This is a genomic window from Nocardia sp. CDC153 (assembly GCF_035818515.1).
GTDB lineage: Bacteria > Actinomycetota > Actinomycetes > Mycobacteriales > Mycobacteriaceae > Nocardia.
Genome location: NZ_JAYKYU010000001.1, coordinates 1710134 through 1724034 on the forward strand (window position 1 = coordinate 1710134; position 13901 = coordinate 1724034).

The window sequence follows — 13901 nt, forward strand, 5'->3', positions numbered from 1 at the left end:
GCGGGTCCACGATGGGCGGTATGAGAATCGGGGTTCCACGGGAGGTCAAGGAGCAGGAGTATCGGGTCGCGCTCACCCCGGCCGGTGCCGGGGAGCTGACGCGGCACGGACACGAGGTGCTCGTCGAGGTGGGCGCGGGGGTCGGGTCCGGATTCGGGGACGCCGACTACATCGCCGCCGGGGCGCGGATCGCGCTCACGTCCGAGGAGGTGTGGGGTGCGGCGGAGTTGGTGCTGAAGGTGAAAGAGCCCATTGCCGAGGAGTATTCGCGCATGCGGGACGGGCAGGTGCTGTTCACCTTCCTGCACCTGGCGGCCTCGCGGGAATGCACCGACGCCATTCTGCGGTCCGGGATCACCGCCATCGCCTACGAGACCGTGCGCGCGGCCGACGGGTCGCTGCCGCTGCTCGCGCCCATGAGCGAGGTGGCGGGCAAGCTCGGGAGTCAGGTGGGTGCCTATCACCTGATGTCGCCGCAGGGTGGTGCGGGAGTGTTGCTCGGCGGGGTGCCCGGGGTGCGGCCCGCGGACGTGGTGGTGCTCGGCGGCGGAGTGGCGGGCAGCAATGCGGCGGCGGTCGCGGTCGGCATGGGGGCGCGAGTCACCGTGTTGGACACCAATATCGCGCGACTGCGGGAACTCGACGCGCGGTTCGGCGGGCGGATCGCGACGCTCGGCTCCAATGTGACCGAGGTCGAAAAGGCGGTGCTGGCAGCGGATCTCGTGATCGGCTCGGTGCTGGTGCCGGGCGCGCGGGCCCCGAAACTGGTGCCAGACAGCCTGGTCGCGCACATGCGTCCCGGCTCGGTGCTGGTCGATATCGCCATTGACCAGGGCGGATGCTTCCAAAGCTCGCACCCCACCACCCACGCCGAACCGACATTCCGAGTGGCGGATTCACTCTTCTACTGCGTAGCGAACATGCCCGGTGCGGTGCCGCACACGTCGACGGTGGCGCTCACCAATGTCACGCTGCCGTATGCCCGGGCCATCGCCGACCTCGGCTGGCGGGCCGCGTGCCAGTCCGATCCCGGTCTGGAGCAAGGGCTTACGGTACACGCCGGGCAGCTGTATTCGCCGGAGGTGGCGGCGGCTCACGGTCTGCGACCGGTGACGCCCATCGCCTCCTGACGACGGCGCGGGCCCGCAACCGCCAGGAAAGCGGTTGCGGGCCCGGGTCCGGCGTTCAGTCTTCGGTCTCGCCCAGCGGCCAGTCGGGTTCGGCGTCGTCGGGGAGGTGGATCTTGTCCGGGTTGCGGACCACGTCGATTTTGGTGATTCGGCCGTCGTCGATGGTGAAGGAGAAGACGCCGGTGAACTTGCCGTCGAACACCACGAGGCCCGGGCGGCCATTGACCAGCACCGAACGGCCCCACGCGCCACCGACCTTGGTGGAGTGCGCGAGGAAGCCGAGCAGGGTCTCGGCCACCGTGGTCGCGCCGTGCAGGGGATGCAGGAAGGCCTGCACCTTGCCGCCGCCGTCGGAGGTGAAGGTGACATTGGAGTCCAGCAGGCCGAGCAGGGCGCTCAGGTCCCCGGAACGCCACGCCACGGCGAAGGCGGAGACCACCTTCTCGTGCTCGTCGGGGCTGGCGGGAAAGCGTGGCGTGCCGTTCTCGACGTGTTTGCGGGCGCGCGAAGCCAATTGGCGCACGGCCGCGGGTGTGCGGCCCACCACCTCGGCGACCTCCGGGCCGGACATGCCGAACACATCCTGCAGCACGAACGCGGTGCGCTCGGCGGGCGACAGCGACTCCAGCACCACCAGCAGCGCGGTGGTGACCCGCTCGTCCTGCGAGAGGCGATCGGCCGGATCATCCCAGCTGGTGATCTCCGGCTCCGGAAGCCATTCGCCCACATACTGTTCGCGGCGGGCGCGGGCCGAGCCGAGATGATCGAGGGCCAGCCGCCCCGTCACCGTGGTCAGCCAGGCACGCAGATTCTCGATCTCCGCCCCCTCCGGGCTGGTCTCGTAGTACCGCACCAGCCGCAGCCAAGCCTCCTGCACCACATCATCGGCATCACTGAGACTCCCGAGCGTGCTGTAGGCAACCCGCCGCAAATACCCGCGATGCTCCTCGAACTCCCGCGCCAGTTCCGCCTGATCAGGCCCGCTCCGCCGCTCGTCACTCATCGCACCCTCACTCGCTCACACCCGCCCGCTCAGGCGGCCTCCACAGACCCGACGAAACAGCTCACCCGACTGTGACATTCCCTCGAGAATCTAAGCCAAAGCGGACGATGCCCCCGCCATCCCGACGTGGTTCCAGCCGGAATCGAAAGTGAAGTTCCGGCTAGAAGCAGTCCGGAACCACGAGAGAAGCATGCCGGGATGACCAGGTAAGCATGCCGAAATGGTGAGGGGCGGTGCTGCCACGGAAGGGCTATGCCGTCGTGAAAGGCGGTGCTTTCGATGGGGCTGTACCGCCCCGCGAGGGGCATCGCCGCCGCGCGAGGGTGTGTGTGGCGCGTGAGAGTCCATGCCGCCGAGCGTGGGTCGTGTCGCCGTGCGAGGTCAGTGGCGGCGCAGGTGTGTGATCGCTGCGGCGGCGAGGGCTGTGGCGAGCTGCACTGCTTCGGACAGTCGCACGGCGCGGCGGAGGTCGTGTATGCGCGGGACCGGGCCGTCGCCGAGGGTGGGGCGTAATTCCACGCCGTGCCGGTATTGGGTTTTGCCGCCGAGGGTTATGCCGAGTGCGCCTGCCATCGATGCTTCGGCCACACCGGCATTGGGGCTGGGGTGTTTGGCCGCGTCGCGCCGCCAGGCTCGCCACGCGTCGGCGGGTCGGCCGCCAACCAGCGGGGCGAGGGCCGCGGTGATCAGGCCGCTGACTCGGGCGGGGATTAGATTCGCCACGTCGTCGGTGCGGGCGGCGGCCCAACCGAAGCGGTTGTACCGCTCGTTGCGGTAGCCGACCATCGCATCGAGGGTGTTCACGGCGCGATAGGCCAGCAGCCCGGGCACACCGGCCACCGCACCCCAAACAAGTGGGGCCACAGTCGCATCCGAGGTGTTCTCCGCGATCGACTCCAGGGCGGCCCGGGCCAGCCCGTCGGCATCGAGGACCTCGGGATCGCGCCCGCACAGCGAGGGCAAAAGCTCTCGCGCCCCGTCGATATCGCCCGCCTCGAGCCGATCCGCCATGGCGCGTCCAGTTTTCGCGAGTGTCGTCCCGCCCAACACAGTCCAGGTCGCGGCTGATGTCAGCGCAATCTCGCCCAGCGCCGAGACCATCGTGCGCCGCATCGATCCAGCTTGCGCCGAGGTCGTCGCCCCTCCCGCCCGGGCGCGAATGGCACTGCGCCGCCCCGAAATACGTCGCGTGGCCGGCCCGCCCACGATCCGCTGCAGCCCTAGGCCAAGTCCCGCGACCGCACCAACCAGCACGATTTCATGAATCACCCCCGCAGCACGAGTGTCCCGATAGGTGAGCCGCTCCACCTTCATCGCGACAGTCCCGAATCCGGCCACCGGATGCCCCCGCCGCGGATCCCCGAGCACCCGATCCAGCCCAAACCCAAGCAGCAACCCCACCGCGGTACCCCTCCGACTAATCACCCGCCCGAGGCTATCCGAGCCACTCCACCCCACAGCAATGGCTCACGAACATGCATTCACGCAGACACCTTCTCGGCGTTTGCCTGCTGAATTGCATGCTCGTGGGGAATCAGCGGCGGGTGCCGCCGTAGCGGTCGGCCAGGCGGGCTTCGTTGGACGTCGGCTTCGGTTTGGGGGCTGGGTCGTTGGGCTTCGCGGACCTCGCGGGAGTTGGCGACTCGGGTTCGGGGGTGTCGGCCGGTGCGATTGGCTCGGGGCTGGTCGGTGCGGCGGGTTCGGGCGTGGCTTCGGCCTTTTCGCGGCGGCGGGCGCGGAGTTCGGCCCAGATGAAGTAGCCGAGGCCGAGGGGGGCCATTACGCCGAAGGCCAGCCATTGGAGGCCGTAGGAGAGGTAGGGGCCCGCGTCCAATTGGGGGAGGGGGTCGGGGGTGAAGGCGCCGGGCTGGTTGGCCTCCAGTTGGAGGTAGCCGCCCAGGCCGTCGGTGGGGATGGGGGTGAGGGGGTAGCCGAGCAGGGTGGATTCCTGGGCGGTGTCGGTCGTATAGACCTGGCGGTAGCCGTCTTCCGTGGTGGGGGGCTTCTTCTCGATGACGCCCTCCGACGCGCGGATGCGGGCCTCGAGATGTTGCTCGCCGGTCGGCGGGGCCGCGATGGCGGGCGGGTGTGTGCCGCCCTCGGCGGCGGCGATCTGGCCGCGGTCGACGAGCAGGGTGCGGCCGTCGTCGAGGCGGAAGGCGGCGAGCACCGTGTAGGCGGGCTGTCCGTCGAGATGTCGCAGGCGCACCAGAACCGTCGAGTCCGGCACGTAGGAGCCGGTGGCGGTGACCCGCCGCCACTCCGTGTTCTTGCCGCTGCCGCTCAGCATGGTCGTGATGTCGACCGGGTCGGCCTGCACCGAATTCGAGATCCGGTCATTGCGTTCGGAGGTGCGGGTGTTCTTGCCCAGCTGCCACGGCGCGAGCACCGAGAAACACAGGTATGCGAACCCGGCCACCACCACCGCGAGAATCAGCCAGCTGGGCCGGAACAGGAAGGTCAACCGCCGCAATACCGACCAGATCTTCGAGCTCATGCCACACCCTCGCCCGGTTCCCCGAGCTGCTCGCGCACCCACGCCAACAGCCCGGGCATGGCGGCCTCGATCTGCTCGCGCACCAACGCGAAATCGGCCTGATTCCCGTAATACGGATCCGGCACCGACCGCCCGTCGGCCCCCGGATCGAAGCTGCGCAGCAGCCGCCGCCGATCCGACGGCACCCCCATCCGAGCCAGGTCCCGCTCGTGCCCGGTATCCAAGGCGACCAGCAGATCGGCGTCCCGATGATCCGGCCCGATCACCGCCGCCCGATGCCCGGTCGGATACCCGTGCGCCCGCAGCTCCCGGTTGGTCCGATGGTCGGCCTCGTCCCCCACATGCCAACTCCCGGTCCCGGCACTGCTCACCCGCACCCGATCCGCCAGCCCGGCGCGCTCCAGGTGCGCGGCGAAGATCTTCTCGGCCATCGGGGACCGGCAGATATTGCCGGTGCAGATGAAGGTCACATGCAGCTCGCCCACGACAGCCATTCTGTCGGGTGGGGGTTCGTCGCGGCCACGTAGGGTGGACGGCTGTGCTGGATGACACCGGGTTCGAGGGATTCGACCATGCCAGGCTGCGGCATCACGGGGACGTGGATGCGCGGCCGGGGATGGTGGACTTCGCGGTGAATGTTCAGGGGAGTGCGCCGCCGGAGTGGTTGCGGGAGCGGTTGGCCGCACGGTTGGGGGAGCTCGGGCGGTATCCGGGGGAAGCGGACGAGCGGCGGGCCCGGGAGGCGGTGGCCGCGCGGCACGGGCGGTCGGTGGACGAGGTGCTGCTGCTCGCGGGGGTGGCGGAAGGATTCGCGATGCTGCCGCGGCTCGGGTCCGCGTTGGCGGCGGTGATTCATCCGTCCTTCACCGAGCCGGAGTTGGCGTTGCGGGAGGGCGGGGTGCCGGTCGCCCGGGTGATCTTGGAGCCGCCGTACACGTTGGACGGGGTGCGGGTGCCCGAGGCGGCCGATCTTGTGGTGGCCGGCAATCCGACCAATCCGACGTCGGTTCTGCATGGGGCCGAGAGCATTCGGGAATTGCGGCGGCCGGGGCGGATTCTGGTGGTGGACGAGGCGTTCGCCGATTCGGTGTCCGGTGAAGCGGAATCGCTTGCGGGGGAGAGCCATTCGGATGTGCTGGTGTTCCGGAGCCTGACCAAGACGTGGGCATTGGCGGGGCTGCGGTGCGGGTACGTGCTCGGTGCGCCGGAGGTGTTGGCGCGATTGAATCATGGGCGCGCGCATTGGCCGTTGGGGACCTTGCAGCTGGAAGCCATTGCGGCGGTGAGTGAACCGGCGGCGGTCGCCGAGGCGGGCCGTCGGGCGGAGTCGATCGCGCTCGATCGGGCGGCCATGATTCCGCGGCTGCGGGAGGTGGGCGTGCGGGTGCACGAGCCCGCCGACGGCCCCTTCCTGCTGATCCAGGTGCCGGATGCCGAATTGTTGCGAAAGAAGCTCGCGGACAAGGGGATCGCGGTGCGGCGCGGTGATACGTTCCCGGGACTGGAGACCGGATTCCTGCGCGTGGCGGTGCGACCCGCGGGCGAGGTGGATCGATTGGTCGCCGCGCTCCGCGAGGTCGGCCTGTGAAGACAACTCGGCTTGTGAAGACAACGGCGACCGGGGGTTTCACGGGGGACGCCCCCGGGAGCCCCCGAGAGTTGGGAGGTGTTCCGTAGTGGAGACGACCGTGCGACTGGCGGATCTCATCGACGCGCTGGATGCGGCGTACCCGCCGAAATTGGCCGAGTCCTGGGACTCGGTGGGCCTGGTGTGCGGTGACCCGGACGAGAAGGTGTCGCGGGTGCTGTTCGCGGTCGACGCCACCGCCGACGTGGTGGCCGAGGCCATCGACTGGGGTGCGCAGGCGCTGGTCGTGCATCATCCGCTGCTGCTGCGCGGGGTGGACACGGTGGCGGCGAGCACGCCCAAAGGCGCTCTGCTGCACCGGCTCATCCGCTCGGGCTGCGCGCTGTTCACCGCGCACACCAATGCGGATTCCGCCGATCCCGGTGTCTCGGATGCGCTGGCGCGGGCCATCGGATTGACCGTGACCGGGCCGCTGGATCCGAAACCGCTTACCGCGCTGGACAAATGGGTCGTGACGGTACCCCGTACGCACAGTGCGGCGGTGCTGGCCGCCTTGTTCGCGGCGGGCGCGGGGACCGAGGGCAACTATTCCGACGCCGCCTGGACCGTGGCGGGCACCTCGCAGTTCCGGCCGCTCGACGGTGCCGATCCGGCCCTCGGCGCGATCGGTGAGCTGCACGAGGTCGCCGAGGATCGACTCGAAGTGGTCGCACCGCCGGGTCGTCGCGCGGCCGTGCTGGCCGCCCTGCGCGCCGCGCATCCGTACGAGGAGCCCGCCTACCACGTCACCGAGCGGGCAGTCCTGCCCTCGGGCCTCGGCATCGGACGCGTCGGCGAGCTCGCGGCCCCGGAAACCTTGCGGGAGTTCACCGCTCGCGTCCGAGCCGGGTTGCCGACCACCGCCTGGGGCGTGCGCGCCGCCGGTGACCCGGACCGTGTCATCCGCACCGTCGCGGTGTGCGGCGGCGCGGGAGATTCCTTCCTGGGCAAGGTCTCTCGCCTCGGTGTGGACGCCTACGTCACCGCCGACCTGCGCCACCACCCCGCCGACGAGCACCTGCGCGCGGGCGGCCCGGCCCTCATCGACGCCGCCCACTGGGCCACCGAGTACCCGTGGTGCGCCCAAGCCGAGGGCGTCGTCCGCGCCGCCCTGCCCGGCCTCGAGACCCGCGTCTCGACCCTCCGCACCGACCCCTGGACGATCGGCGCGGCGGACGGCTGCTGAGCCGGGCGCGGTGGGGACCGTCACACCGCACGAGTGGCGCCCGCCGTCGTCGCGGGCGAATGTCCAGCTCGACCCCGGGTTGGCGAATCGGGCCCGCCGATGCGGGTACGGTGGGAGTCTTGAGAACTCGTCCAACCCCTGGGGTTTCAGGGGCTCGCCCCTAGGCTTCCCACCATCTGGGGTGCCAGGGGCTCGCCCAAGAGACTGGGGTTTCGGGGGCTTGCCTCCGAGAGTCTGGGTTTCAGGGGCTCGCCCTTGGGAGTCTGGGTTTCAGGGGTTGCCCTGGGAGTCCGGGGTTTCAGGGGCTTGCCCCTGAGAGTTTCGAGAGTTGATCCATCCATAGCGTCCAGGAGACCTTCGCGTTGAATGCCGAACCATCGATCCAGGCCAAGCTGCTCGACCTCGCCGCCGTCGACGCCGAGCTGACGCGGATCGAGCATCGCCGCAAGGTGCTGCCCGAGCAGCAGGAGGTCGCGCGGCTCGAGGGCGAGCGCACCGTGCGCAAGGACGAGGCGGTCAAGGTCGAGATCCAGATCGACGACCTGGACCGCGACATCCGCAAGCTGGAGGGCGAGGTCGAGGCCGTCCGCAAGCGCGAGGAACGCGACCGCGGCATGCTGACCGCCGGTTCGGTCGGGGCCAAGCAGCTCTCCGAACTCCAGCACGAACTGGGCAGCCTGGAACGCCGCCGCAAGGTGCTCGAGGACGACCTGCTCGCGGTGATGGAGCAGCGCGAGGCCACCGCCGACGCGCACGCCCACGCCGGCGCCAACCTGGACAAGGCCGAGGCCGACCTGGTCGACGCCGAGCGCCGCCGCGACGAGGCGCTCGCCGACCTGGCCGTGGCCCAGCAGCGCTGCGAATCCGATCGCGCCGCCCTGACCAACGCCTTCCCCGCCGACCTGCTCGCCGCCTACGACAAGCAGCGCGCCCAGTACGGCGTCGGCGCGGCCCTGCTCCAGGCCCGCCGCTGCGGCGCCTGCCGCATCGAACTCGACCGCGGCGAGATCTCCCGCATCTCCCAAACCGCCCCCGACGTGGTCGTCCGCTGCCCCGAATGCAGCGCGATCCTGGTGCGCACCAAGCACTCCGGCCTCTGAGGCCGCAGCCACGGCTGGGCATCCCGTCGCCTGCAGGCGAGGGCCGACTCGCCGCCGCGGCAGGACGCCTGGACCACGGGTGGTCGAGGCCGCCGCCCACTGCGATGCCCCGTAGCGATCCCCGGCGGTCTGGCCCGCGCCCGGCGTGACCGTTGGCGGTCTGGACCGAGCTCGGGGCGAGCGTCGGTGGCCATCTGGACCGCGCCCGGTGGCGAGCGTTGGTGGGCTCGATCGCTCCCGGTGGTCGCCTTGTCGGTTCGGGCTGGACCCGGCACGGCGGGCCGGTCCGGTGGCGGCAGGGTGGTGGGGCACGATAGGGCTGGGCGGCGTTCCGGATGAGTACGGAAGGTGAATGCGTTGGTGGACATGGTGATCGTCGAGGCTGACGGTGGGTCGCGGGGGAATCCTGGGCCGGCCGGGTATGGCGCGGTGGTGTGGGATGGCGACCATGTGCGGGTGCTGGCCGAGCGCCGTGAGTACCTCGGGGTCACCACCAACAATGTGGCCGAATACCGCGGGCTGATCGCGGGTTTGGAGGCCGCGGCCGAGCTGGGGGCGCGCGAGGTCGCGGTGCGGATGGACTCCAAGCTGGTCGTGGAGCAGATGTCCGGGCGCTGGAAGGTCAAGCACGAGGCCATGATTCCGCTCGCCGATCGGGCGCGGCGGCTGGTGGCCGGATTCGACCGGGTGAGCTTCACCTGGATTCCGCGCAAGGAGAACAAGCACGCGGACAAGCTCGCCAATGAGGCCATGGACGACGCGGGCACGGTCGCCGAGGTGCGCGACGCGCTGGCGTCGGAGACCTCGGCGGCGGAGCAGGAGTTGACCGGGTCCGCCGAGGAGTCGGCCGGATCGAGCATCACGCCCGATGTGAGTGACGCGCTTGCGCCCGAGCTCGCGGACGCGGAGGCGGAACTGGCCGAATCGATCACGCCCGCCGTGCTGGCTCCGGAGATCGCCGCGATGGAGGCGGAGCTGGAGGAGTTGATCGAATCCGCCGAGGAGCCGATCGAACCCGCTGGGGAGTCGGCCGGATTCACCGAGGCGATCGAGCCCACCGAAGAAGCCGCGGCCGAAACCGTTGCGCCCGCGCCCGGGTGGACCGGGGCGGTGGGGCGGCCGACGCGGCTGCTGCTGCTACGCCACGGGCAGACGGAACTTTCTGTGCAGCGGCGGTATTCGGGGCGGGGGAATCCGCCGTTGACCGAGTTGGGGCGGCGTCAGGCTGCCGGTGCGGCGCAAATGCTCGCGGCCAAGGGCGGTATCGAGGCGATCGTGTGCTCGCCGTTGGGGCGAGCCAAGGAGACCGCGGAGGCGGCGGGGCGGGCGCTCGGGCTGCCGGTCCGGGAGTTGCCGGGGTTGATCGAGACGAATTTCGGTGTGTGGGAAGGGATGACCTTCCAGGAGGCGCGGGAGCACGACCCCGAGCTGCACGCGCGATGGCTCGGGGATCCGTCGGTGCCTGCGCCGGGCGGCGAGAGCTTCGATCAGGTGCGGGAGCGGGTCGAGGGGGTGCGCCGAGACCTGATGGCGCTGTATCCGGGCGCGAATGTGCTTGTGGTGAGCCATGTCACGCCGATCAAAACGATGTTGCAGCTCGCCCTGGGCGTCGGCCCGTCGCTGCTGTACCGCCTGCACCTCGACCTGGCGTCGCTCTCCATCGCGGAGTTCTACCCAGACGGCGGATCCTCGGTCCGCCTGGTCAACGACACGTCCTACCTCTGAAGTCCCCGCCGCTCCGATATCCCGTCAGCCCGGCGTGAACTGTCCCGCCGCCCGACGTGCCATTGGCCGGATCCGCTCGGCCGCTGTGGATTCCGGCCAAATGCACACCGGTCAGGGGCGGAGGGTCGCCATCAGGAATTCGGTTTGGTCGTAGACGGCTTTCTCGAACCAGTCGTCGAAGTAGATGTCGAAATGGCCGATGGGGTAGCGCTTCACCGTGGCGTGCTTGGTGCGCTCGGCGGCCTTGAGGGTGGGACCGGCGGGGGCTACCGAGTCGTTGTCGCAGATCGCGTACAGGACAGGGGCTTTGATGTCCTTGACGTGCTTGGTGGGGTTCTCGAACAGCGTCGAGAGCCCGATGCGGGCGGGCACCTTCGGCCGGTACTGGCTGCTCTCCTCGGCGAGGCGGCCGAATCCGGCGGGGACGTCGGCGGCGCTCATGAGGGCGGCGGAATGTTTCTTGCCGGCCAGGCGGGCATTGATCGGCCGCCGAATGATCGGGCCCACCAGCTGATCGGTGACGGCGATGGTGCCGGTCTTGAGCAGGCTCAGCGGGCCCTTCGCCTTGGCCGAGGCCCAGCCGCTGGTGAACGGGCACTGCGCCACCACGGCCGCGATGTAGTGGTCGTCCGGCGCCACGGCCAGCACGTGCCCGCCGCCGAAGGAACTGCCCCACAGCGCGATTCGCGTCGCGTCGATGCCGCGAATGGTGCGGGCGAAGGCGATCGCCGAATGCCAGTCCTCGCGCTGCTTGGCGATATTGATCACCTGCCGCGGCTCACCGCCGCTGGCCCCGAAATGCCGGTAATCGAATGCCAGCGCGGCGATTCCGACCGACGCGAAGCGCCGGGCATACCGGTCCAACCCCATTTCCCGGTCCGCCCCCAGCCCGTGACCCATGACCACCAGCGGGCGCGGCTTGGGCGGTCCATCCGGGAGATACAGCCACGCGGCACACTGCTCGCCACCCGAAGGGAACCCCACCTCGACACGCTCCATGGCGCTCTACCGTACCCTGGTGGCCGCGGACGAGTCGGTCGGGCGGCCGCGGCGCAGGGAACGGGCACGGACAGTGCCGCCGCCCTACGCCGAGGAAAGTCCGGACTCCGGAGAGCAGGGCGGTTGCTAACGGCAACCCGGGGTGACCCGCGGGACAGTGCCACAGAAAACAGACCGCCGGTGGGCCGCACTTCGCGAGAAGTGCACCGCCGGTAAGGGTGAAACGGTGCGGTAAGAGCGCACCAGCGCGCCGAGTGATCGGCACGGCTAGGTAAACCCCGCCCGGAGCAAGGTCGAAGGTCGCACTCGCGAGAGTGCGACTGCGCAGGTGCCTGAGGGCTGCTCGCCCGAGCCTGCGGGTGGACCGCTCGAGGCACCCGGCAACGGTGTGTCCAGATGGATGGTCGCCACCGGCGTCTCGACGCCGGGACAGGATCCGGCTTACAGACCGACTCGTCCGCCCAGCCCAGCTGGGCAAGAAGATTCAGGGGTAAACCCCTGAAACCCCAAGAGGGGAGAAACTCAGGGGCAAGCCCCTGAAACCCGAAAGGGGCAAGGCTCGGAGGTGAGCCCCTGAAACCCCGAAGGCGAGGGGGCGCGGGCAAGGCCCTGAATTCGCCGAACTCCTGGCAAGTCCGGAAGCCGGATCGGGAGTGGTGGCGTATTCAGCTGGAGCGTTGTGCTCGGGGCTTGGTTTTCGCGGGCGGGATGTTGCGGGGTTGTTATCTCTTCGCCGGGGCGATCTTTGGGTGGGATGATGGGGGGACACCATCGGAGTTCCGGTGGCGCGGAAATAGTTTCGCGGAGTGAACAATGGATGTTCTGTATCTGTTGATTGCGTGGTTGGCGGCGATCGTCGTTATTGGCGGGGTTGCGCTGGCTTCGGGGGTGCGCGTGGTCGCGCAGTACGAGCGGGGGGTGCTGTTTCGGCTGGGGCGGGTTCGGGAGGTCAAGGAGCCGGGCATGCGGCTGCTGATTCCGGGGGTGGACAAGATGCAGAAGATCTCCATGCGGGTGGTCACCATGCCGGTGCCCGCGCAGGAGGGGATCACTCGCGACAATGTCACCGTTCGGGTGGACGCGGTCGTGTACTTCCGGGTCGTGGATCCGGCGCGGGCGCTGATCGAGGTGCAGGACTACCTGTTCGCGGTCGCCCAGGTCGCGCAGACCTCGCTGCGGTCCATCATCGGCAAGAGCGAACTCGACGATCTGCTGTCCAATCGCGAACAGCTCAACAAGGGCCTGGAATTGATGATCGACAACCCGGCGCTGAGCTGGGGCGTGCACATCGATCGGGTCGAGATCAAGGATGTGGCGCTGCCGGATGCGTTGAAGCGCTCCATGTCTCGCCAGGCCGAGGCCGAACGTGAGCGGCGGGCCCGCATCATCTCCGCCGAGGGTGAGTTGCAGGCCTCGCAGAAACTCGCGCAGGCCGCGGCGAATATGGCCGAGGCCCCGGCCGCACTGCAACTGCGATTCCTGGAAACCGTGGTTCAGGTTGCGGCGGAGAAGAATTCGACACTGGTGCTCCCGTTTCCCGTGGAGCTACTCCGATTTCTGGAACGCGGCACAAACCAGGCCGGGCAACCGGCGGTAGCCGGGCCGGCCGCGGAGGCCGGGCAGTCGGCAGTGGCTGGGCAGTCGGCGATAGCAGGGCAGCCCGCGACCCTGGACCCGGCGGCCGTGCACGAACTCATGTCGACTCTGGCGCAGCCCGCGATCCAAGAGGCGCTCGCCGCCCTCGAGCCGCGCGGCGCGGGCAAGGACGCGGGCAATGTCGCAGGCAAGGACGCGACACCGGCCCCCGCCGAGCCATCGGATATCGCCGGGGCGCAACACAAGACGAACGCGGCGGGGCCACTCGGCGCGGGCTAGATGTCGGCGCGGCGCGGGCACCGGGCCCGGGCGCGTCCGGCGGATTGAAGATGAGGAAGTAAGTCATGGCGGGTGTGATTCAGCCGTTGGCCATCGTGGTGCTGTTCGGCATCGCCTACGGGTTCAAGTTCTTCAGCGCGAAGTTCCCCGAGGGGCTGCGCGGAAAGTAGCCGAAGACCCGACCGGGAGAGCGACGTGATCGACGCCGCTCTCCCTTCGCGTGCGCAGACCCCTCGGTTGGATGAGAATTGCGGCGCGCCCACGTGCGTGTATCGGCGCGGCTCGGCGTGTCGGGCGGGTTATCTGCCGTGAACTGGCACCGAACGTGATCGACGTCATAAAGTGTTGCGCGTTGGAAAGTTCCGTTGCGGTCGCAACGGGCGAAGGGCTCGACAAACGTCGGAAAGCAGGTCTCGTCTAAATGCGAATTGCTCGCAAACTGGCAGTGGGTGCGCTTCTTGCCGCTGCCGCTTCCGTTTCGGTTGTGCTGGGTTCCGGGTCCGCGTCCGCGGTCGCGGTCACCCCGCTGCCGGGTGGGTTGCAGGTGGATCTCACCCCCGCGGATACCCAGTGGGTCGCGCAGAACCACTTCGGGCAGGTTATCGCGGGCCTGCCGCACCCGTCGGCCGCCTCGTTCGGTGAGGCCCTGGATTCGGCGGCGGCCCTGTCGTCGCAGTACCCGGACGGCCGCGTCGTGTTCACCGTCTACGGTCCGTTCAACGAGCTGAACGGCACCATGATGGCCCTCGAGTAGGGACA

At 69.4% G+C, this 13901-nt stretch carries 12 protein-coding genes and 1 other RNA gene; 8 read left to right on the top strand and 5 right to left on the bottom strand.

Features of this window, described 5'->3' with window-relative positions; translation table 11 throughout:
- The first annotated feature begins 20 nt into the window (after positions 1–20).
- Entirely contained in the window at positions 21–1130 is a 1110-nt protein-coding gene (ald, locus tag VMT65_RS07895; protein ID WP_326307292.1) for an alanine dehydrogenase, read from the top strand.
- A gap of 55 nt (positions 1131–1185) precedes the next feature.
- Here ald and sigJ read toward each other — a convergent pair whose 3' ends face one another.
- The 4 genes from sigJ to VMT65_RS07915 all read right to left on the bottom strand — a co-directional run bounded on the left by sigJ (position 1186) and on the right by VMT65_RS07915 (position 5124).
- Positions 1186–2133: an RNA polymerase sigma factor SigJ gene (sigJ, locus tag VMT65_RS07900; protein ID WP_326307293.1), complete on the bottom strand. Its 948-nt coding sequence runs from the start codon at positions 2131–2133 to the stop codon at positions 1186–1188.
- Positions 2134–2514: 381 nt separating this feature from the next.
- Positions 2515–3597, bottom strand: a complete 1083-nt coding sequence (locus VMT65_RS07905) for a cobalamin biosynthesis protein (RefSeq protein ID WP_442790202.1) — start codon at positions 3595–3597, stop codon at positions 2515–2517.
- A gap of 70 nt (positions 3598–3667) precedes the next feature.
- On the bottom strand, positions 3668–4606 hold the full coding sequence (locus VMT65_RS07910) for an SURF1 family cytochrome oxidase biogenesis protein (RefSeq protein ID WP_326307477.1): 939 nt from the start codon (positions 4604–4606) through the stop codon (positions 3668–3670).
- A 20-nt stretch (positions 4607–4626) separates the two neighbouring features.
- Entirely contained in the window at positions 4627–5124 is a 498-nt protein-coding gene (locus VMT65_RS07915; RefSeq protein ID WP_326307295.1) for a low molecular weight protein-tyrosine-phosphatase, read from the bottom strand.
- Positions 5125–5168: 44 nt separating this feature from the next.
- On the opposite strand from VMT65_RS07915, the gene cobC reads away from it, so the two are divergent.
- From cobC to VMT65_RS07935, 4 genes are all read left to right on the top strand, one after another.
- Positions 5169–6218, top strand: coding sequence for an Rv2231c family pyridoxal phosphate-dependent protein CobC (gene cobC, locus VMT65_RS07920; RefSeq protein WP_326307296.1), 1050 nt, complete (start codon positions 5169–5171; stop codon positions 6216–6218).
- Between the two features lie 88 nt (positions 6219–6306).
- On the top strand, positions 6307–7443 hold the full coding sequence (locus VMT65_RS07925) for a Nif3-like dinuclear metal center hexameric protein (protein WP_326307297.1): 1137 nt from the start codon (positions 6307–6309) through the stop codon (positions 7441–7443).
- Positions 7444–7805: 362 nt separating this feature from the next.
- Positions 7806–8543: a zinc ribbon domain-containing protein gene (locus tag VMT65_RS07930; RefSeq protein ID WP_326307298.1), complete on the top strand. Its 738-nt coding sequence runs from the start codon at positions 7806–7808 to the stop codon at positions 8541–8543.
- 360 nt (positions 8544–8903) lie between these two features.
- On the top strand, positions 8904–10268 hold the full coding sequence (locus VMT65_RS07935) for a bifunctional RNase H/acid phosphatase (RefSeq protein WP_326307478.1): 1365 nt from the start codon (positions 8904–8906) through the stop codon (positions 10266–10268).
- Positions 10269–10379: 111 nt separating this feature from the next.
- Here the strand turns inward: VMT65_RS07935 and VMT65_RS07940 are convergent, their stop codons facing one another.
- Positions 10380–11267 (bottom strand): alpha/beta hydrolase, encoded by an 888-nt coding sequence (locus VMT65_RS07940; protein WP_326307299.1) that lies wholly within the window; start codon positions 11265–11267, stop codon positions 10380–10382.
- Positions 11268–11297: 30 nt separating this feature from the next.
- Between VMT65_RS07940 and rnpB the strand changes: the two genes are divergently transcribed.
- From rnpB to VMT65_RS07955, 3 genes are all read left to right on the top strand, one after another.
- Positions 11298–11727: RNase P RNA component class A (gene rnpB / locus VMT65_RS07945), an RNA gene on the top strand.
- Positions 11728–12080: 353 nt separating this feature from the next.
- The gene (locus VMT65_RS07950; RefSeq protein ID WP_442790187.1) at positions 12081–13142 is read left to right on the top strand and encodes an SPFH domain-containing protein; all 1062 of its coding nucleotides are present in this window, start codon (positions 12081–12083) and stop codon (positions 13140–13142) included.
- 484 nt (positions 13143–13626) lie between these two features.
- Positions 13627–13896, top strand: a complete 270-nt coding sequence (locus VMT65_RS07955; RefSeq protein WP_326307300.1) for a hypothetical protein — start codon at positions 13627–13629, stop codon at positions 13894–13896.
- Positions 13897–13901 lie beyond the last annotated feature (5 nt).

Coding starts and splice junctions, on each gene's coding strand:
- ald (WP_326307292.1), top strand. CDS start 21: ATGAGAATCGGGGTTCCACGGGAGGTCAAGGAGCAGGAGTATCGGGTC.
- sigJ (WP_326307293.1), bottom strand. CDS start 2,133: ATGAGTGACGAGCGGCGGAGCGGGCCTGATCAGGCGGAACTGGCGCGG.
- VMT65_RS07915 (WP_326307295.1), bottom strand. CDS start 5,124: ATGGCTGTCGTGGGCGAGCTGCATGTGACCTTCATCTGCACCGGCAAT.
- VMT65_RS07940 (WP_326307299.1), bottom strand. CDS start 11,267: ATGGAGCGTGTCGAGGTGGGGTTCCCTTCGGGTGGCGAGCAGTGTGCC.
- VMT65_RS07950 (WP_442790187.1), top strand. CDS start 12,081: ATGGATGTTCTGTATCTGTTGATTGCGTGGTTGGCGGCGATCGTCGTT.